Here is a 17,725-nt window from a genome sequence, read left to right as displayed (position 1 = left end):
TTGCCCTTGCGCCCTTCCGCCTGCCCGCCCCGCCGGGTGACGGTGGGAGGCGACAGCTGACGGACCACGGGGAGCGGGGCGGCATGCGGCGTGACGAGGAGAGGGCGGAGGGGCAGCCCGGCCGGGTCTCGTGGGTGCGGCCGCAGGAGCGGGTGGCGGAGGTGCGGCGGGCGCCACTGGTCACCGACGCCGACCGGCTCACCCCGGGTGCGGCGGCCACCCTGCAAGGGCTGGCCGGGAACGCCGCGTTGGCCCGGATCCTCGGCGAGCGCGCCCCGGCCGCCCCGGCCGCCCCGGCCGCCCCGGCTGCCGCCGCCGGGAGCACGCCCGTGCAGCGGGTCACCGAGGAGGAACTGCACCGGCACCCGCCCGGCCCCTCGCTGCGGGTGCGCGGCCCGCGCAAGTCGAGGAAGAAGGAGCGGACGCGAAACCAGGTGACCGATCCCGGCCTGTGGCAGGAGATCGAGACGCGGGCCGAGGGACGGCCGGGGTTCGGCGAGGCGGACCGTGCCAAGCAGCGGCTGGAGATCGACGAGGACCCGCAGACCCTCGGCGAGCGGGAGAGGAGCCTGCGGGTGGCGCTCGGCCGTGCAGGGAGCCACCGGCCCGACGCGGACCCCACCCGGATGCAGGACACCGAGGTGATCGAGGACATGGGGCGGGCGGACCCGCACTCCGCGCCGTACTGGCAGCGGCAGGACGCGCGGGACCGCAAGCTTCTGGCCGACACCGGGGCGCTGGGCCGGGCGCGGCCGGCCGACGGCGCGGACCCGGCCTTCGCCCCGGAGGTCGACGGCAGGCTCCAGCAGATCGGCGAGGTCATCGGAGGGATCGAGGGCCTGCTCGCCGACCACGACGGGGTGATCGTGGGCGGCGCCCACCGGCGTAGCCCGACCTGGCGCTTCCTGACCGACAACCTGGCCCGCCTCAAGGCCGCCGGGGTGGCCACCGTCTACCTGGAGAGCCTGCGCGACGACTCGTACCAGGCGGAGGTCGACCGGTATCTGAACACCGGGGAACTCAGCGACGGACTGGGCAAGTTCATGGAGAACTACGACCGGATCAACGACCTCACGGCAGGGGGTCTCACCCAGTTCCTCCCCGAGGCGCGCCGTCAGGGCGTCCGGGTACGCGGCATCGACGGCATGCCCGCACGGAAGGTGCCGGGGCCCGAGATGAAGCACCGCAGGGCCGCCTCCATGAACACCTACGCGGAGCAGGTCGTGCGGGAGGACAGGGCCGGCGGCCGGGGGGAACCCGGGAAGTACCTGATGGAGATCGGGGCCGCCCACGCCGCAGCCCACCGCAGCGAGAGCGGCGAGGCGGTCCGCGTCGGGGAGGCGGAGATTCCGCCGGTCTTCCCCGGGCTCTCCGAACTGCTGGACGTTCCGGCCGTGGAGTACACCGACCCGGCCGACCCGGAGAACTCGCGGCTGCGCCGCATCCGGCCCGCTCCGGCGAGGGCGTCGGCCTCGGCGACCAGGTTCACGGCGCGGGCGAGCGAGGTGTCGTGGGTGTCTGCGGAGAGCAGCGCTGCCGCGGGCAAGTAGCGCAGGGCGAGTACGTAGGAGCGGTGACCGCGGCTCCGCAGGGCCGAGGCGGTGTGCTCGGCCAGCAGAGCGGTACGAGAGGTGCGGGAGGGACTGCCCGACAGGGCGGGGACGGTGGCCACGGGAACTCCTGGAACTGCAGGGGGACCGGCGGTGAAGAGCGGTCGGCGTCGGGTCGCCCGTCCCGCGTCAGTGTGAGTGGTCGGGCATGCCGTAGGCGTCGGCGATCAGCTCGGTGGAGCGCAGCCGGGCCTGGACGGAGTGGCCGACGCTGCAGATCATGAGCTCGTCGGCGCCGGAGTCCCGCTGGACCTGGTTGAGGTGGGCGGTGACCTGTTCGGGGGTGCCGTGCGGGACGTGGTTCAGCCAGCTGTCGACGGCTCGGCGTTCCTGGGTGTCGTAGGTGTAGGCGTCGACTTCCTCGGGGGAGGGCAGCAGGTAGGACTTGCGCTGGAACATGCGGAGCATGGCGTGCGCGAGGGTGCCGGCCTGGCCGCGGGCCTCATGCTCGTTGTCGGATGCCGCGACGGTGAAGCTGACCAGCGTGTACGGCTCGGCCAGGGTCTCGGACGGCGTGAACTGCTCGCGGTACAGGCGCAGGGCGGTCACGACGTCGCGCGGGTTGAAGTGCGCGGCGAAGGCGAACGGCAGGCCGAGCCGGGCGGCGAGCTGCGCGGAGTAGCCGGAGGAGCCGAGTAGCCACACCGGCAGGCGGCCGGTGGGCGGGGTGACGCCGTTGTGGCGGTCCTGGGCGGGGCCCGGTACGGCGTACACGCGGTCGGCGTAGGGGTGCTCGGCCGGGAAGTCGTCACCGAGGAAGTGCAGCAGCTCGGCCACCTGCTGGGGGAAGTCCTCGGCATCGCTCGCGCCGCGGCGAAGGGCGGTGGCTGTGGTGTGGTCGGTGCCGGGGGCGCGGCCGATGCCGAGGTCGATGCGCCCGGGGGCGAGGGCGTCCAGCATGCCGAACTGTTCGGCGACGACCAGCGGCGGGTGGTTGGGGAGCATGATCCCGCCCGCGCCGAGCCGCAGCCTGCTGGTCTCCGCGGTGAGCCGGGCCAGCAGGACGGGCGGGCTGGAGGTGGAGACGCCGGGCATGGCGTGGTGCTCGTTCATCCAGTAGCGGGTGAAGCCGCGCCGGTCGGCTAGCCGGGCAAGTTCGATGCTGCCGGCCAGCGCCTCCGCGGCGGTCTGGCCGGTGCCGGTCATGGCGGAGTCCAGTACGGACAGGGGGGTGGGGGCTGAGCCGTGGCGGGTGCCGCGGGTCGGGTCGGTCATGGTGGAGCGGTCCTTCGGTGGTGCGGGAGGTGGGACCGGGCGCCGGGCGACAGCAGGGGCGTGTCTGTGTCGGCCGGCGCTCGGCCCTCTCTGGCGTACGTGGGGTCAGCCGCGGACGCCGAAGTCGACGCGGTCGGCGAGACCGGCGGCCGTGAAGGCGGCGACGAGCTCGTCGCGGCCCTCGGTGAAGTGGGCCCAGCTGTCGTAGTGGACCGGCACGATGCGGCGGGCGCCCAGGACGCGGGCGGCCTCGGCGGCCTGAGCGCTGTCGAGGGTGAGCAGTGCGCGGTCCAGGACGGGAGTGCGGACCGCACCGGCGAACAGTACGGCGGTGTCCACCGGGCCGAAACGGTCGGCGATCTCGCGGACCAGGGAGAGCTGGGCGTTGTCGCCGCTGACGTAGACGGTGGGCAGGCCGTCACCGTTCAGGACGAAGCCGACGACCTCGCCGACGACGGGTTCGAGGTCCGCGCGTGCTCCGGGGCCGTGCAGGGCCGGGACGGCGGTGACGGTGATCGTGCCGCCACCGGGGCGGTCGAGCTGGATGGACTCCCAGTCCTTCAGGGGGCGTGCGGTGCCGCCCAGCCGGCCCGCGCCACTGGGCGTGGTCAGGGTCAGGGAGACATCGGCGAGCAGGGTCCGGCCCGAGGCGTCGAGGTTGTCGTCGTGCTCGTCGTGTGACAGCAGCACCACGTCGATACGGCCCAGATCAGCGGGCGCGGCGGAGGCGGGCGCGGTCTTGGCCAGCCCGGAGGGGTAGGTGCCGGGGGCGTCGAAGGTCGGGTCGGTCAGGAACCGCAGCCCGCCGTACTCGATGAGCGCGGTCGGACCGCCGAAGACACGGATGGGGACCTGCTCGCTGGACACGTCGGTTGCTGCCATGACGACATCACCTCACGGATAGATTGGCTTACATCCGTGACCATAGGCGTTTGTCACGGATGAAAGCAAGCTGTAGCGTGAGATGTGTGAGTGAGACCGATACCGTCACCACCGTCGACGTGCCGGGGTTGCCGCCGGCGCCGGGCGCTGAGCACTACCCCGCCCTCGACCTCGCCAACAGCGCCATCGCCCTGCCGGGTGGCCAGTTCCTCGATGCCTTGGGCACGCCCTCCGGCGCCAACCAGTGGCTGGTGGACCACAACCTGGCCCCTGCGGACGCCGGTCTGCAGGAGATCTGCGCGGCACGTCTGCGCTCCCTGCGCGAGCAGGTACGCGCCTTGCTCGCCGCCCAGGTCGGCGGGCATCCGGCTCCCGCCGCCGCGCTGGCAGCCGTCAACGACGCCCTCACACGGGTCCCCACCGCCGCCCCGCTCGGCTGGGACTCGGTCCGCGGCATGCACCGCACCGCCCCGCACCCCATCGACCAGATCGTCGACCAGGCCCTCGGCATCCTCGCCGCCGACGCCGCCGACCTGCTCACCGGACCCGACGCCGAACGCCTGACGGCCTGCCCCTCCACCCCCTGCAACCGCTACCTGCTCCGCGCCGGGCGCCGCCACTGGTGCTCGGTCCGCTGCGGCGACCGAGCCCGCGCCGCCCGCGCCTACGCCCGCCGCACGCAGAACACCGCCGACTGAGTCCGGCCACCCCCAGCCCGCCCCGCCGCTGGTTCACCGGACCCGCGCCGGGGCGCGGCTTCGCACACCCTCAAGCCCCCGGCATGGACGGCGCACCTCGCCCTCCGTGCTGGCCGTTCCCCACGATCGTGAGTCTGCCGCCCGGCCTCTGGGCGGCAGACTCACCAGGCATCGCGGGCGGGTGAGCAGCGGCGGAGTGCCGGACACCGAGGGCAAACCGGGGCGCACTCCCCGATGATCGCCCGGATTCTGGACGGACCCTTCCGCTGAGCGGGGCCGCTCGCTACATTCCCGGCAACGTACACGCCCCGTGGCAGCGTCGCCGCGGAGCGCAGCCGGTGCCTTGCGCTCGGCGGCCTCTGACGCGCGTCGCCGCTGGGACCGGCGCCGCCGCCCCACCCGGATGCCGCCGCACCTCACCACTGCCGCACCCTCACACCTAAGGAGTGGGCGTCGTGACCGCGGAGACTTCTCAGACGCTCGACCGGGGCCTCAGGGTCCTCAAGCTGCTCGCTGACACCGACCACGGCCTGACCGTCACCGAGCTGTCCAACAAGCTCGGCGTCAATCGCACGGTGGTCTACCGACTGCTGGCTACCCTCGAACAACACGCCCTCGTCAGACGCGACTTGGGCGGCCGGGCCCGGGTCGGGCTCGGGGTGCTGCGGCTCGGCCGGCAGGTCCATCCGCTGGTGCGCGAGGCGGCGCTGCCCGCTCTGCGCTCGCTGGCCGAGGACATCGGCGCCACCGCCCACCTCACCCTGGTCGACGGCGCCGAGGCGCTGGCGGTCGCGGTGGTCGAGCCGACCTGGACCGACTACCACGTCGCCTACCGCACCGGTTTCCGGCACGCTCTCGACCGGGGCGCGGCCGGCCGGGCCATACTCGCCGTCCGCCAGAACGAACTGCCCGACCCCGGCTACACCCTCACCCAGGGCGAACTGGAGGCCGGAGCCTGCGGTGCCGCCGCCCCGCTCCTCGGACTGACCGGGATCGAGGGCAGCGTCGGCGTGGTCATGCTGTCGGACGCCGTACCCGAGCGGGTCGGGCCCCGGGTCGTGGACGCGGCCCGCGAGGTCGCCGACGCGCTGCGCTGAGCGGCAGGGGGCGGGCCGGCGGGTGCGGTGGGAAGAGGTCGGCAAGCGGTACGGCCTGCGGGGCGGCTGGGTGCTCCGGGACGTGGACGCCGAGTGCCGGGCCGGTGAGGTCGTCGCCGTCGTGGGCCGCAACGGTTCGGGCAAGTCGACGCTGCTGCGGCTCGCCGCCGGGCTCACCCGCCCCAGCCGGGGCACGGTCACGGGACGGCCGCGCGTGGTCGGGTACGTACCGGACCGCTTTCCGCCCGCCGGGCGGATGTCCGCAACCGCCTACCTGACCCACCTCGGCCGGGTACGCGGACTGGGCACGGCACGGTCGGCCGCCCGCGCCGGGGAACTGCTGGACCGGCTCGCGCTCTCCGGTGGCCGCGAGGCGCCGCTCGCCACCCTCTCCAAGGGCAACGCGCAGAAGGTCGCCGTCGCCCAGGCACTCCTCGTCCCGCCCGGCCTCTTCGTACTCGACGAACCGTGGTCCGGCCTCGACGCCTCCGCTCACGAGGTACTCGCCGAACTGCTCGCCGAGGTGGCCGCGGGCGGCGGGACGGTGCTCTTCACCGACCACCGAGAGTCGCTCGCCCGCACCCACGCCACCCGTAGCCTGCACGTGGCCGACGGGCGGGTCACGCCGCAGGGGGAGAGCGGGACCCGCGACCTGGTGGACGTCGTCCTGGCCTGGCGGGGCTCCGGCCCCCGGCCCCCGGCTGCGCTTCCGGGCGTCCGCGCCGAGCCCGGCCCGGACGGACAACTCGCCCTGCGGGTCCCCCGGCAGGACACCGACGCCCTGCTCCTCGCCGCCCTGCGCGAGGGCTGGTCGGTCGCCCGCGTGACGGAGGCCGCCCGGTGATCGCCCTCGTCCGCTGCACCGCCGCCACCCTGCTGCACAGCCAGCGTCATCTGGCCCCCGTCCTGCTCTTCACCGGCGTCCTCACCGTGCTGACCGTCAACGGGAGGGGCCCCCTCCCCTCCGCCTACGCCTCCTCGGCCGGAGCCCTCTTCCTCTGCGCGACCTGGCTGACCGTGGTGGTGACCGGCCTGGGCGACCCGGCCCGGCGGGCGATTCTCGCGGTGAGCGCGGGCGGGGCGTGGAAGGTGCTGCTCGCCTCCGTCGCCACGGCGCTGGCCTGCTGCACCGCCCTGATGGTGCCGGGCCTGCTCCTGCCGCTGTGGACCGGCTCGTACGAGGTGACGCCGGCGGGCCTGCTCATCGGCGTGGTGGCACAGGCCACGGCCGCGCTTGCCGGGTGCGCCGTCGGCGTGCTCTGCTCCCCGCAGGTCGTGCCCCGGCCCGGGTACGCCCTGGCCGCCGCCCTCGCCCTGGTCCTGGCCGCCCTGTTCACCCAGGGCCTGCCGCCCGTCAACCGGCTCCTCCACCTCCTCTCGGCGGAGGCCGGGCCGGGCGCGCTGCTGGCCCCGGTCGGCGGGCAGCTCGCCGTGGCCGTGGTGCTGCTGGCGGGGGCCACGGGCGTGGCCCACCAGGTGGGGGTGCGGCGGGGTTAGCGGCTCTCCTGCCGTCGGGCGGTGCCCCACTCCCACATGCTGTGCAGCACCGGTACCAGGGCCCGGCCCTGCTCCCTGAGGGTGTAGCGGACGCGCGGGGGCCAGCCGGGGACGCGGTGGCGGTCGAGGACGCCCGCGCGGGTCAACTGGGCCAGCCGGTCGGAGAGGACCATGTCCGACAGGGCGGCAGGGCGGCGGACAGCTCCGAGTACGTGGCCCGGCCCCGGCGCAGGAACTCACGGAGCACGAGCGGTGTCCACCGGCCGGCCGGCACGGCGAGGGTGATGTCCACGGGGCAGCTGGGCTGTCGGTGGTGGTCCGGCGGTACGAGGTCGCGGTCGGGGCAGTCCGCCAGGGGACCTCGGCCGCCGCCGGGCGCGTCTCCAACCGTTTGGTGAGTCACGAAGGCCCTTCCTGACGTCTCGTGCGAACCGCCTGCCCCGACCGCTTCTCCCGGCGGTCCTCGTGCGCGTCCACCACCTGAACTGCGGCTCGCTGCGGAAGATACCGCCGCTCGGCGGGGAACGCCCCGGTGGTGCCGAGGCCGGCGGACTGCCCGACTTCCCCGGCGCGCGGGTCCACGTGCACCCCGCCGAGTACCGGGCCGTCACCGGCCCCGCCGACCCGCACCACCGGCACAGCCTCGACCGCTTCCTGCCGGCGCACCGGGCGCACGGCCCGCTGCTGACACCCGCCGTCGCGGACGGGAGCGCGGAATGGTTCGGCTTCCCGGGGATGGCGCGGGTGCCGGGACTCGCCTGCGAGGTGCTGCTGGTGCCGCTCCCCGGCCACTCGGCGGGGCCCGCGGGCGTCGCCGTACGCGGCGGGGACGGCCGATGGCTCCTGCACGCGGGCGGCGCGTACAGGTACCACGGGGAGACCGAGCGGGCCCCGCCGTCGGCCCACCCCGCCTTCGCCCCGGTCCAGCCGGGGGCGCAGACCGGCGCCGAGGCCGTCCGGGCCACGCGCGAGCGGCTGCGCGCCCTGCGCCGCGTCCACGGGGACCGGGTCACCGTCTTCAGCGCGCACGCCCCCTGGGAGTGGGCCCGCCTCACGACCCCCACGCCCCTGCCCGCGCCCGCGCACCCGGGCGACTAGATTGGGGCGCGTGTTCTCCAAGCTCGCCGCTCTCCCGCGCCCCCGTGCCCTCGCGATCTGCGCCGCGCCCGCGGTGGCCCTGCTGGCGGTGACCGCGCTCGCGCCGTTGCCGTTCGCGGTGGCGCAGCCGGGGATGACCGCCGATGTGCTCGGCTCCCAGGACGGGAGCGAGGTCATCACGATCAAGGGCGAGGAGCCCCGGAAGACCACCGGCGAGCTGCGGATGACCACGATCGAGGCGACCGGGCCGCAGACGCCGGTGCGGATCGGGCAGGTGGTGGACGGCTGGTTCCGCTCCGACCAGGCGGTGATGCCGGTGGACGCGGTCTACCCGAGCGGGGACACCCCGAAGGAGATCCAGCAGTACAACCGGGACCAGATGGTCCAGTCGCAGAACGTCGCCGTCGAGGCGGCCCTGAAGCAGCTCGGCCGCAAGCCCGGCAGTGTGGACGTGCGGCTGGAGCTGGCCGACGTGGGCGGGCCCAGCGCCGGGCTGCTCTTCTCGCTCGGCATCGTCGACAAGCTGGACGGGGACGGCAGCGGCGGCGACCTGACCGGCGGCCGCTCCATCGCGGGCACCGGCACCATCACCGCCGACGGCCAGGTGGGCGCGGTCGGCGGCGTCTCGCTGAAGACCCGCGCCGCCTCCCGGGACGGCGCCACCGTCTTCCTCGTCCCGAAGGCCGAGTGCGGGGACGCGCAGGCCGAGCTGCCCTCCGGCATGCGGCTCATCCCGGTCACCACGCTGAACGGCGCGATCGACTCGCTGCGGGCGCTGGAGCGCGGGGGCAAGGTCCCGTCCTGCTGAAGGCCGGGCCCCGGGCCTCTCAGCGCTCGCCCACCACCTCGCGGATGACGTGGCGCGCGTTGGCGGCCATGGCGTCGTTCCGGCCACGCCGGTAGTACGGCAGGGCGATCACGGCCTGGGAGAGGGTCCGCGCCCGGCCGCGCAGCCAGGTCGCCTCGTCCACGCCGAGGGCCTCGCGGAAGACTGGACGGGCCTCGGCCGGGAGCAGGTTCCACGCCGGGAAGAGGTCGCAGGCGGGATCGCCCGCGCCCAGGCAACCGAAGTCGATGACGCCGCTCAGCCGTCCGCCCTCGTCCATCAGGAGGTTGCCGGGCATCAGGTCGGCGTGGAGCCACACCGGGCCGGACGGGGTGGGCAGGCCCTGTGCCTCGTCCCAGAGGGCGGTCAGGGCGTCCGCGTCCACCCCCTCCTCCGGGTCCCGGCCCAGCACCGCCAGCGCCTTACGGGTCTCCGCGTCCAGCGCCGAGAGCGGCCCGCCCCGGTGCGCGACCGGGGCGCCCGGCAGGCCGACGGCACGCATCGCCCGGACGAACTCCGCCAAGTCCTCGGCCAGGGCGCGGGGTTGGGCCACCGCGCCCGCCTCCGGGTTCCGCCCGGGCAGCCAGCGTCCGACCGACCACGGCCACGGGTACCCCTCGCCGGGCTCCCCGGTGCCGACCACCTCGGGCACGGCGCAGGGCAGCAGGGGCGCGAGCCGGGGCAGCCACTCCCGTTCCAGCGGGACGTCGCCGGCCCCGCCCTCGGTGAGCGGCAGCCGGACCGCCAGCTCCCCGCCCAGCCGGAACATCGCGTTCACCGTCCCGCCGGAGGGGAACCGCTCGACCGGCAGCCCGGCCCACTCGGGGAACTGTGCCGCCACGAGACGCCGTACGAGGGCTTCGTCGACCAGGGGGAGGGTGGGGGGAGGGGCGCTCATGGAGCACCATCCGACCGTGCGGGGGCAGGGGTGTCCACCGGTTTCCGTTCTGGGGCGGCGGGTCCGGGCCCCGTCCGGTCCATCGTGCGCCACACCCGGAAGACCAGCGGACTGAGCGTGGCGAGGAAGTAGCCGGTGCCGACGACGAGGAAGGCGGTGCGCAGGCCGAGGTGGTCGGTGATCAGGCCCGCGAAGAGGCCGCCGAGCGGGGTGGTGAGCAGGACGGCGGCGGTGGTGGCGCCGAGGACGCGGGTGCGCAGCCGCTCGGGGACGGTCTCGAAGGTCACCGTGGAGAGGATCGGGTTGAGGGCGCCCGCGCCGAGGCCGGTCAGCGGCAGCAGCACGGCGAGCGGCAGGGCGGTGTCGGTGAAGGCGGCGGTGGCGAACCGGGGCGCGCCGATCAGCAGGAAACAGACGGTGAAGACCGGCCACCGGGGCAGCCGGTGCCCGAACGCCGCGTAGAGGAAGGTCCCGGTCAGCGCGCCCGCGCCCCAGAGGGCCGAGAGCATGCCGAGCTGGGTGGCGCCGCCGAGGTGGGTGGCGGCGTGGGAGGGGAGCAGCACGGCGGACCAGCCCTGGTCGAGGCCGTTGGTCACCATGACCATGGCGCAGATCGCGAGGAGGAGCGGGGTGCGCGCCAAGTAGCGGTATCCCTCGGCGAGTTCGGCCCGGTAGGAGCCGGTGCGCGCGTTCCGGGGAAGGGGCTGAGCCTCGGGTACGTGCCGGAAGCCGTACGCCATCAGCAGGGCGGAGAGGGTGAAGGTGGCCGCGTCCAGGACGAGGACCGAGGTCGGGCCCAGCACGGCGATGAGCACACCGCCGAGGGCCGCGCCCAGCATCCTCGCGCCCCGGGAGACCCCGTCGTAGAGGCTGGCGGCGCGGGTCATCGGAGTGTGCGCGCGGGCCGCGAGGGCCGGGAGGAGGGAACTGCGGGAGGTCTCGCCGGGGGCGTGGAAGAGGCCGCTGGTCCCCATCAGGGCACAGAGCAGCCAGAACGGGAGCAGATCCAGGTGGTGCAGGAGCGGGACGGCGCCGACGGCGGCGGCGCAGACCAGGTCGGAGAGGACGCTGGCCCGGCGCCGGCCGATCCGGTCGATCAGCGGGCCGCCGAAGAGGGCGGAGACGACGACGGGCAGCGTCGCGCAGAGGGCGACCACCCCGGCCCGGGTGGCCGAGCCGGTGGTCTGGAGGACGAACCAGGGGACGCCGATCAGGGTGAGGGCGTTGCCGGTGATGGAGACGGTGTTGGCGGCGAGGGTGAGGGCGAGCGGGCGGCGGTCGCGTGGGGGAGCGAGGGCGTCGGCGGTCACCGGAGGGCGGGGCGTGCGACGGGGGGTACCGCGAGGCGCAGGCCGAGGGTGACCAGGGCCCAGCCGAGGCGGGTGCGCGGGGTGGCGGGCGGCTCGCAGGGGGACGGTTCCGGGACGGGGCCGGCGGGGAGGGTGCGTACGGCCTGGGTGTGGAGGAGGTGGTGGATGTCGGGGTGCGGGGTCATGACTGGGCCTCCGTGGAGTCCGGGTGGCTGGGGGAGGTCTTACGGGGGAAGCCGTGCAGATGGACGCGGTAGGGGGCGGCGTCCTCGGCGTCGGCGTTCTGGGCCTCGTAGGCGCGGAAGGACTCCAGCAACTCACCTGCGCGTTCCCGGAGTTCCATGGCTTGGGCCGGGGTGAGGCGGTAGCTGTAGTCGCTCAGGTCGTACGCCTCCTGCCACGCGGTGGGCCACTCGTGGCGGGTGCCGAGCCAGGTCGACAGCTCCTCGGTGTGGTTGTCGGCGACCTCGTGCATCAGCACGTCGACGGCGCCGCGCTGGACGGGGTCGGCGAGGTTGAGGCGGTCCGGCTCCAGGCGGATGCCCTGTGAGGTGGCCCGCCACCACCGCTCCCGCCCTTTGCCGTGCTCGGGCGCGTCCTCCACGAAGCCGTACGCGGCGAGCTGGCGCAGGTGGTAGCTGGTCGCGCCGCTCGACTCGTCCAGCCGGCCGGCGAGTTGGGAGGCGGTCGCGGGCCCGCTCTCGCGCAGCGCCCGGAACAGCCGCATGCGCAGGGGGTGGGCGAGCCCGCGCAGGGAGCGGGGATCGAGGGTGCGGACCTTGTGTTCCGAAGGCGCCGTGGGTTCGGGCGTGGCACCGGGCTCTGAGGGGGAGGGCATGCCAGAAACGTAAGGTTGCAAAGACTGCTTTGCAAGTGATTCTTTGCATGGATTCCTTTGCAAGGGAATCTTTGCAAGCGGACGCGCCCGTTCCCTCAGTCCTTGACGAACCCCTCCGCGAGCATCCACTCCAGTGCCACCGTGTGCGGGTCCTGCCCCTGCACCGCCACCTTGGAGTTGAGTTCCTGGGCGATGGCGTTGTCGAGCTTGGCCGTGATGGGGGCCAGGACCTCGGGGATGGCCGGGTACTTCTCCAGGGCCTTGGTGTTGATCTCGGGGGCGACGTTGTAGTTGGGGAAGAAGTTCTTGTCGTCGTCCAGGACCGTGAGGTCGAGCGCCTTGATGCGGCCGTCGGTGGTGAACACCTCGCCGAAGGCGCAGGACCGGCCGCTGGACAGCTCGGTGTAGACGATGCCGCCGTCCATCTTCTTGATGTTGGAGGCGGGGATGTTCATGCCGTACTTCTTCTGCATGCCCGGCAGCCCGTCCTGGCGGGAGGCGAACTCGCTCTCCACGCAGAGCGTCACCGCGCCCGGGTCGCGCTTCGACAACTCCGCCACCTGCGAGAGGTTCTTGATGCCGTACTTCTTCTCCGTCGCCGGGTTGACCGCCAGCGCGTAGGTGTTGTTGAGGCGGGCCGGGGGCAGCCAGGTGATGCCGTTGGCCTTGTCGGCCTCGCGGACCGCCTCCCACTGCTCCTGCGGGTCGACGATCGGCTCGCTGTTGCCGAGGTAGGTGATCCAGGAGGTGCCGGTGTACTCGTACATGGCGTCCGCGTCGCCCGACTTGACCGCCTCGCGGGCGCCGATCGACCCCTGGATGCCGGTGCGGTCCAGGACCGAGGCGCCGGCCGCCTGGAAGGCGATGCCCATGATGGCGCCGAGGACCAGCTGCTCGGTGAACTCCTTCGAGGTGACGGTGAGCTTCGCCCCCTCCAGCGGGCGCCCCCTGCCGACGGTGCCGGGCTGGACGTCGTCCACCATCGGGCTGCCGCTGGTCAGGCCGCAGCCGGCCAGGGCTCCCGAGAGGAGCAGGGCGAGCCCGGCCCGGGCCCGTACCGCGCGTGACCGGATCACGTGCCCACCTCCAGGCCGCGGGGGCGCAGCAGCAGTTCGGCCAGCGAGGCCAGCCAGTCGACGAGCAGGGCCAGCGCCACGGTGAGGATCGAGCCCAGCACCAGCACCGGCATCCGCTGGTTGGTGATGCCGGTGGTGATGAGGTCGCCGAGCCCGCCGCCCCCGCCGAAGGTCGCCAGGGTGGCGGTGCCGACGTTGAGGACGAGCGCCGTGCGGACCCCGGCCAGGATCAGCGGTACGGCCAGCGGCAGTTCGACCTTGAGCAGGACGCCGCGCGGGGACATGCCGATGCCCCGGGCCGCCTCCAGCAGCGTCGGGTCGTTGGCCTTCAGCCCCGCCACGGTGTTGGAGAGGACCGGCAGCACGGCGTAGATGATGATGCCGATGAGGGCGGGGCGCTCGCCGATGCCCAGCCAGATGACCATCAGGGCGAGCAGGCCGATCGCCGGGGTGGCCTGGCCGATGTTGGCGAGGGCGGTGGCGATCGGGGCGGCCCGGCGCAGACGCGGGCGGGTCAGCAGGATGCCCAGCGGGATCGCGATGATCAGCACGAAGAAGGTCGAGATCACGGTGAGCTGGATGTGCTGGCGCAGCCGCAGCCAGACGTTGCCGCCGCCCAGCGCGTTCTCCGAGATGGCGTCGAGGTCGGCGCCCCGGAACCACAGCCAGGTGCCGAGCAGCACCAGCAGCAGGAAGACCGGCAGGAAGGTCAGCTTCTGCCAGCTCACCCGCCGGGCCGGCTTGCGCGGGCCGTCCGGCTCGGGGGCCGGCCGGTCGTCGTGGTCGGCCTCGCCGTCGTCGCGGAAGAGGTGGCCCCGCGCCTCGTGGGTGCCCGGGTCGCGGGGAGCGGGGTGGCTCATGCGCCTGCCTCCCCGCCGCCCGCCCCCGGCTCCCGCTCGGCGCGCTGGTCGGCCAGCTCCTGCTGGTGCTCCATCGCGTCGAGCCGGTCCTCCTCCAGCATCTCGTGGACCGAGTTCATCAGGGTCTCCATGTCGACCACCCCGGTGTACTCGCCGCGCCGCCCGGTCACCGCGACCCGGCCCGCGTTGTCGGTGAGGACCGCCTCCAGGGCGTCCCGCAGCGTCGCGTCCCGGGTCACCGTGTCGTGGACCAGGGTGCCCGCGGCGGCCAGTGAGCCCTTGGCGCGCATCAGGTCGCCGCGCCGCAGCCACTTGTACGGGCGGCCGCGCCGGTCCAGCATCAGCAGCTCGTTGGTACGGCCCGAGCGCAGCGCCTCGAAGATGGACTGGAGCGGGTCCTCGACGCCCACCGTCGGCCAGTCGCGGATCTCCACGTCCCGGACCCGGGTCAGGTTGAGCCGCTTCAGGGCCGCTCCGGCGCCGACGAAACCGGAGACGAAGTCGTCGGCCGGGTTGGTGAGGATCGCCTCCGGGGTGTCGAACTGGGCGATCTGCGAACGGTCCCGGAGCACCACGATCCGGTCACCGATCTTGATCGCCTCGTCGAAGTCGTGGGTGACGAAGACGATCGTCTTGTGCAGCTCGTGCTGGAGCCGGATCAGCTCGTCCTGGAGGTGGTCCCGGGTGATCGGGTCGACGGCGCCGAAGGGCTCGTCCATCAGGAGTACGGGTGGGTCGGCGGCCAGTGCCCGCGCCACGCCGACCCGCTGCTGCTGGCCGCCGGAGAGCTGGCGCGGGTAACGGCCCTGGAACTCGCCGGGGTCCAGGCCGACCAGGTCGAGCATCTCCTCGACGCGGGCCTTGATGCGGCTCTTGGGCCAGCCGGTCATCTTCGGCACCAGGGCGATGTTCTGCCCCACCGTCATGTGCGGGAAGAGGCCCGAGGACTGGATCGCGTACCCGATCTTGCGGCGGAGGCGGACCGGGTCCATGTCGGTGACGTCCTCACCGCCGATCCGGATGCGGCCGCTGGTCGGCTCGATCAGGCGGTTGATCATCTTCAGCAGGGTGGTCTTGCCGCCGCCGGAGGGGCCGACGAAGACCACCGTCTCGCCCGCCTTGATCTCCAGGCTCACGTCGTCCACCGCCGGGACGGAGGTGCCCGGGTACCGCTTGGTCAGGTGCTCCAGCTCGATCGAGGCGCCCGAGGCCGTGTCGCCGCCGGGCGCCGCCTCGGCGAGCGTCGCGCCCGCCGCCGAGGCGCCGGGGCTGTCGGGGGACTCGGGCGTTGCGGGCGACTCAGGCACGGATACCCCTCGGAATCGTCAGGCGGCCGATCAGCACGTACGCCGCGTCGAACAGCAGGGCCAGCACGATCACGGCGAGCGTGCCCGCCAGCACCTGGTTGAGCGCGTTGGCGCTGCCCAGGGAGGAGATGCCGCGGAAGATCTCGTTGCCGAGCCCGGGGCCCGAGGCGAAGGCCGCGATGGCCGCGATCCCCATCAGCATCTGGGTGGAGACCCGGATGCCGGTGAGGATCGGCGGCCAGGCGAGCGGCAGTTCCACCCGCAGCAGCCGGGCCCAGCGCGACATCCCGATGCCCTTGGCCGCGTCCACCAGCGTCGCGTCCACCCCGCGCAGCCCCACGATGGAGTTCCGCACGATCGGCAGCAGCCCGTAGAGGGTCAGCGCGATCACCGTCGGCGCCACGCCCAGTCCCACCAGCGGGATCAGCAGACCGATCATGGCCAGCGAGGGGACGGTCAGGATCGAGGAGGTGGTCAGCGTCGCCAGGTTCCCCGCCCAGCCGCTGCGGTAGGTCGCGACGCCGATCAGCACCCCGATCACGGTCGCCACCACCATGCACTGGAAGACGGCACTCGCGTGCTGGTAGGCGTCGGCGAGCAACTGCTGGTGCCGGTTGCCCAAGTACTCCCAAAAGTTCACTGATGACACCGCGCCCTTCGCTTCGGGAGCGGTCGCGCTCAGGTCTCCCGGGCCGCCTGCTCCACCAGGGGGATGACGCGCAGCGGCACCGGGTTCTCCATCACGATCGCCGTGGCGGCCCGGACGATGCCATCAAAACCCACAACCCGGTCGATCACCCGTTGGAGATCGCCGTTCGAGCGGGCCACCAGGCGGCACAGCATGTCGCCCTCGCCGGTGATGGTGTGCAGCTCCAGCACCTCCGGGACCTGCGCCAAGTGCGCCCGTACGTCCGGGCCCTGGCCCTGGCGGATCTCCAGCGTCGCGAAGGCCGTGACGCGGTAGCCGAGGGCCGCCGGGTCGACGTCCGGGCCGAAGCCTCGGATGACTCCGTTCGACTGAAGGCGGTCCATCCGCGACTGCACCGTGCCGCGCGCCACCCCCAGCCTCCGGGACGCCTCCAGCACCCCTATCCGCGGCTCCCGCGCCAGCAGCACGATCAGCCGCCCGTCCAGCTCGTCGATGCCCATCAGGCCACCCTCCCCAGTTCCGCATGGTCATCCTGTACAGATGAGCCGCCCATACTGGCGGGTCACCGGACACCTTGCCCAGTACTTTCGCGAACTATTGCGCACCTTGCGGAACGGGGCGAAGCTGCGGCCATGGCAGCGACATCGACGAACCCCCAGGCCCCCCAGTCCGCCCCCACCACCGCGCGCGAGGCCGACCCGTTCCCCGTCAAGGGAATGGACGCCGTGGTCTTCGCGGTCGGCAACGCCAAGCAGGCCGCCCACTACTACTCCTCCGCCTTCGGGATGAAGCTCGTCGCCTACTCCGGACCGGAGAACGGCAGCCGCGAGACCGCCTCCTACGTCCTGGAGAACGGCGGGGCCCGGTTCGTCCTCACCTCCGTCATCAAGGCCAGCACCGAGCACGGCGCCTTCCTGGAGAGCCACGTGGCCGCCCACGGCGACGGCGTCGTCGACCTCGCCATCGAGGTCCCGGACGCCCGCGCGGCCTACGCCTACGCCGTCGAGCACGGCGCCACCGGCCTGGAGGAGCCGCACGAGGTCAAGGACGAGCACGGCACCGTCGTCCTCGCCGCCATCGCCACCTACGGCAAGACCCGCCACACCCTGGTCGAGCGCTCCGGCTACTCCGGCCCCTACCTGCCCGGTTACGTCGCCGCCGAGCCGATCGTCGCCCCGCCGGCCAAGCGCACCTTCCAGGCCATCGACCACTGCGTGGGCAACGTCGAACTCGGCAAGATGAACGAGTGGGTGGCCTTCTACAACAAGGTCATGGGCTTCACCAACATGAAGGAGTTCGTGGGCGACGACATCGCCACCGAGTACTCCGCCCTCATGTCGAAGGTGGTCGCCGACGGCACGCTCAAGGTCAAGTTCCCGATCAACGAGCCCGCCATCGCCAAGAAGAAGTCCCAGATCGACGAGTACCTGGAGTTCTACGGCGGCGCCGGCGTCCAGCACATCGCCCTCGCCACCAACGACATCGTCCAGACCGTGCGCACCATGCGCGCCGCCGGCGTCCAGTTCCTCGACACCCCCGACTCGTACTACGACACGCTCGGCGAGTGGGCCGGCGAGACCCGGGTGCCCGTCGAGACCCTGCGCGAGCTGAAGATCCTGGTCGACCGCGACGAGGACGGCTACCTGCTCCAGATCTTCACCAAGCCGGTCCAGGACAAGCCGACCGTCTTCTTCGAGATGATCGAGCGGCACGGCTCGATGGGCTTCGGCAAGGGCAACTTCAAGGCCCTCTTCGAGGCGATCGAGCGCGAGCAGGAGCGCCGCGGCAACCTCTGACCAAGGACCCGGACCAGGCCCCGACGGGGGGCGACGGCCCGCCACCCGCGCGACGGGAGGCGGGCCGT

At 73.4% G+C, this 17,725-nt stretch carries 20 protein-coding genes; 8 read left to right on the top strand and 12 right to left on the bottom strand.

Going from position 1 to position 17,725, the window contains the following annotated elements; translation table 11 throughout:
- Positions 1–83 precede the first annotated feature (83 nt).
- Positions 84–1,550, top strand: a complete 1,467-nt coding sequence (locus tag OIM89_RS09580; RefSeq protein WP_264491149.1) for a hypothetical protein — start codon at positions 84–86, stop codon at positions 1,548–1,550.
- 189 nt (positions 1,551–1,739) lie between these two features.
- Here the strand turns inward: OIM89_RS09580 and OIM89_RS09575 are convergent, their stop codons facing one another.
- Together OIM89_RS09575 and OIM89_RS09570 are read right to left on the bottom strand one after the other, a co-directional pair.
- A complete protein-coding gene (locus OIM89_RS09575) occupies positions 1,740–2,825 on the bottom strand; it encodes an LLM class flavin-dependent oxidoreductase (RefSeq protein ID WP_264491148.1) in 1,086 nt (361 codons plus the stop codon).
- Between the two features lie 105 nt (positions 2,826–2,930).
- Positions 2,931–3,707: an MBL fold metallo-hydrolase gene (locus OIM89_RS09570; protein WP_264491147.1), complete on the bottom strand. Its 777-nt coding sequence runs from the start codon at positions 3,705–3,707 to the stop codon at positions 2,931–2,933.
- 86 nt (positions 3,708–3,793) lie between these two features.
- On the opposite strand from OIM89_RS09570, the gene OIM89_RS09565 reads away from it, so the two are divergent.
- The 4 genes from OIM89_RS09565 (at position 3,794) to OIM89_RS09550 (ending at position 6,999) form a co-directional block, all read left to right on the top strand.
- Positions 3,794–4,405: a CGNR zinc finger domain-containing protein gene (locus tag OIM89_RS09565; RefSeq protein WP_264491146.1), complete on the top strand. Its 612-nt coding sequence runs from the start codon at positions 3,794–3,796 to the stop codon at positions 4,403–4,405.
- A 455-nt stretch (positions 4,406–4,860) separates the two neighbouring features.
- The gene (locus OIM89_RS09560; RefSeq protein ID WP_003950533.1) at positions 4,861–5,502 is read left to right on the top strand and encodes an IclR family transcriptional regulator; all 642 of its coding nucleotides are present in this window, start codon (positions 4,861–4,863) and stop codon (positions 5,500–5,502) included.
- Between the two features lie 22 nt (positions 5,503–5,524).
- Positions 5,525–6,346: an ATP-binding cassette domain-containing protein gene (locus OIM89_RS09555; RefSeq protein ID WP_175458619.1), complete on the top strand. Its 822-nt coding sequence runs from the start codon at positions 5,525–5,527 to the stop codon at positions 6,344–6,346.
- The gene (locus tag OIM89_RS09550; protein WP_175458618.1) at positions 6,343–6,999 is read left to right on the top strand and encodes a hypothetical protein; all 657 of its coding nucleotides are present in this window, start codon (positions 6,343–6,345) and stop codon (positions 6,997–6,999) included. Before OIM89_RS09555 ends, OIM89_RS09550 begins: the two co-directional genes overlap by 4 nt.
- Here the strand turns inward: OIM89_RS09550 and OIM89_RS09545 are convergent.
- Positions 6,996–7,172 carry a winged helix-turn-helix transcriptional regulator gene (locus OIM89_RS09545; RefSeq protein WP_217686010.1) on the bottom strand — a complete coding sequence of 59 codons (177 nt, stop codon included), beginning with the start codon at positions 7,170–7,172 and terminating at the stop codon, positions 6,996–6,998. The two genes, OIM89_RS09550 and OIM89_RS09545, sit on opposite strands and share 4 nt — an antisense overlap.
- A 292-nt stretch (positions 7,173–7,464) precedes the next feature.
- Here OIM89_RS09545 and OIM89_RS09540 point away from each other — a divergent pair, with 292 nt between their 5' ends.
- Together OIM89_RS09540 and OIM89_RS09535 are read left to right on the top strand one after the other, a co-directional pair.
- Entirely contained in the window at positions 7,465–8,097 is a 633-nt protein-coding gene (locus OIM89_RS09540) for a hypothetical protein (RefSeq protein ID WP_264491145.1), read from the top strand.
- A gap of 10 nt (positions 8,098–8,107) precedes the next feature.
- Entirely contained in the window at positions 8,108–8,905 is a 798-nt protein-coding gene (locus tag OIM89_RS09535) for a S16 family serine protease (protein WP_030696403.1), read from the top strand.
- A gap of 19 nt (positions 8,906–8,924) precedes the next feature.
- On the opposite strand, the gene OIM89_RS09530 is transcribed toward OIM89_RS09535, so the two are convergent.
- From OIM89_RS09530 to OIM89_RS09490, 9 genes are all read right to left on the bottom strand, one after another.
- A complete protein-coding gene (locus OIM89_RS09530; protein WP_030696404.1) occupies positions 8,925–9,821 on the bottom strand; it encodes an aminoglycoside phosphotransferase family protein in 897 nt (298 codons plus the stop codon).
- Positions 9,818–11,131 carry an MFS transporter gene (locus OIM89_RS09525; RefSeq protein WP_047470190.1) on the bottom strand — a complete coding sequence of 438 codons (1,314 nt, stop codon included), beginning with the start codon at positions 11,129–11,131 and terminating at the stop codon, positions 9,818–9,820. Before OIM89_RS09525 ends, OIM89_RS09530 begins: the two co-directional genes overlap by 4 nt.
- The gene (locus OIM89_RS09520) at positions 11,128–11,316 is read right to left on the bottom strand and encodes a hypothetical protein (protein ID WP_151168234.1); all 189 of its coding nucleotides are present in this window, start codon (positions 11,314–11,316) and stop codon (positions 11,128–11,130) included. The genes OIM89_RS09525 and OIM89_RS09520 overlap by 4 nt, the downstream gene beginning before the upstream one ends.
- Positions 11,313–11,969 carry an ArsR/SmtB family transcription factor gene (locus OIM89_RS09515; RefSeq protein ID WP_151168232.1) on the bottom strand — a complete coding sequence of 219 codons (657 nt, stop codon included), beginning with the start codon at positions 11,967–11,969 and terminating at the stop codon, positions 11,313–11,315. Before OIM89_RS09515 ends, OIM89_RS09520 begins: the two co-directional genes overlap by 4 nt.
- A gap of 95 nt (positions 11,970–12,064) precedes the next feature.
- Positions 12,065–13,045 (bottom strand): glycine betaine ABC transporter substrate-binding protein, encoded by a 981-nt coding sequence (locus OIM89_RS09510; protein WP_264491144.1) that lies wholly within the window; start codon positions 13,043–13,045, stop codon positions 12,065–12,067.
- The gene (locus OIM89_RS09505; RefSeq protein ID WP_030696409.1) at positions 13,042–13,905 is read right to left on the bottom strand and encodes an ABC transporter permease; all 864 of its coding nucleotides are present in this window, start codon (positions 13,903–13,905) and stop codon (positions 13,042–13,044) included. Before OIM89_RS09505 ends, OIM89_RS09510 begins: the two co-directional genes overlap by 4 nt.
- A complete protein-coding gene (locus tag OIM89_RS09500; protein WP_030696410.1) occupies positions 13,902–15,212 on the bottom strand; it encodes a betaine/proline/choline family ABC transporter ATP-binding protein in 1,311 nt (436 codons plus the stop codon). Before OIM89_RS09500 ends, OIM89_RS09505 begins: the two co-directional genes overlap by 4 nt.
- Positions 15,205–15,852 (bottom strand): ABC transporter permease, encoded by a 648-nt coding sequence (locus OIM89_RS09495; RefSeq protein WP_003950545.1) that lies wholly within the window; start codon positions 15,850–15,852, stop codon positions 15,205–15,207. Before OIM89_RS09495 ends, OIM89_RS09500 begins: the two co-directional genes overlap by 8 nt.
- A gap of 38 nt (positions 15,853–15,890) precedes the next feature.
- Entirely contained in the window at positions 15,891–16,361 is a 471-nt protein-coding gene (locus OIM89_RS09490) for an Lrp/AsnC family transcriptional regulator (RefSeq protein WP_003950546.1), read from the bottom strand.
- A gap of 132 nt (positions 16,362–16,493) precedes the next feature.
- On the opposite strand from OIM89_RS09490, the gene hppD reads away from it, so the two are divergent.
- A complete protein-coding gene (gene hppD / locus OIM89_RS09485) occupies positions 16,494–17,657 on the top strand; it encodes a 4-hydroxyphenylpyruvate dioxygenase (RefSeq protein WP_047470192.1) in 1,164 nt (387 codons plus the stop codon).
- Positions 17,658–17,725: the final 68 nt, after the last annotated feature.

The organism is Streptomyces sp. BI87 (assembly GCF_025957665.1).
GTDB lineage: Bacteria > Actinomycetota > Actinomycetes > Streptomycetales > Streptomycetaceae > Streptomyces > Streptomyces albidoflavus.
Note: the sequence above shows the minus strand (reverse complement) of the source record. Positions and strands in the feature narration are given on the sequence as shown.

Excerpts from the sequence above, each read along its gene's own strand:
- OIM89_RS09580 (WP_264491149.1), top strand. The coding sequence starts at position 84 with ATGCGGCGTGACGAGGAGAGGGCGGAGGGGCAGCCCGGCCGGGTCTCG.
- OIM89_RS09575 (WP_264491148.1), bottom strand. The coding sequence starts at position 2,825 with ATGACCGACCCGACCCGCGGCACCCGCCACGGCTCAGCCCCCACCCCC.
- OIM89_RS09570 (WP_264491147.1), bottom strand. The coding sequence starts at position 3,707 with ATGGCAGCAACCGACGTGTCCAGCGAGCAGGTCCCCATCCGTGTCTTC.
- OIM89_RS09545 (WP_217686010.1), bottom strand. The coding sequence starts at position 7,172 with ATGGTCCTCTCCGACCGGCTGGCCCAGTTGACCCGCGCGGGCGTCCTC.
- OIM89_RS09530 (WP_030696404.1), bottom strand. The coding sequence starts at position 9,821 with ATGAGCGCCCCTCCCCCCACCCTCCCCCTGGTCGACGAAGCCCTCGTA.
- OIM89_RS09520 (WP_151168234.1), bottom strand. The coding sequence starts at position 11,316 with ATGACCCCGCACCCCGACATCCACCACCTCCTCCACACCCAGGCCGTA.
- OIM89_RS09515 (WP_151168232.1), bottom strand. The coding sequence starts at position 11,969 with ATGCCCTCCCCCTCAGAGCCCGGTGCCACGCCCGAACCCACGGCGCCT.
- OIM89_RS09505 (WP_030696409.1), bottom strand. The coding sequence starts at position 13,905 with ATGAGCCACCCCGCTCCCCGCGACCCGGGCACCCACGAGGCGCGGGGC.
- OIM89_RS09490 (WP_003950546.1), bottom strand. The coding sequence starts at position 16,361 with ATGGGCATCGACGAGCTGGACGGGCGGCTGATCGTGCTGCTGGCGCGG.
- hppD (WP_047470192.1), top strand. The coding sequence starts at position 16,494 with ATGGCAGCGACATCGACGAACCCCCAGGCCCCCCAGTCCGCCCCCACC.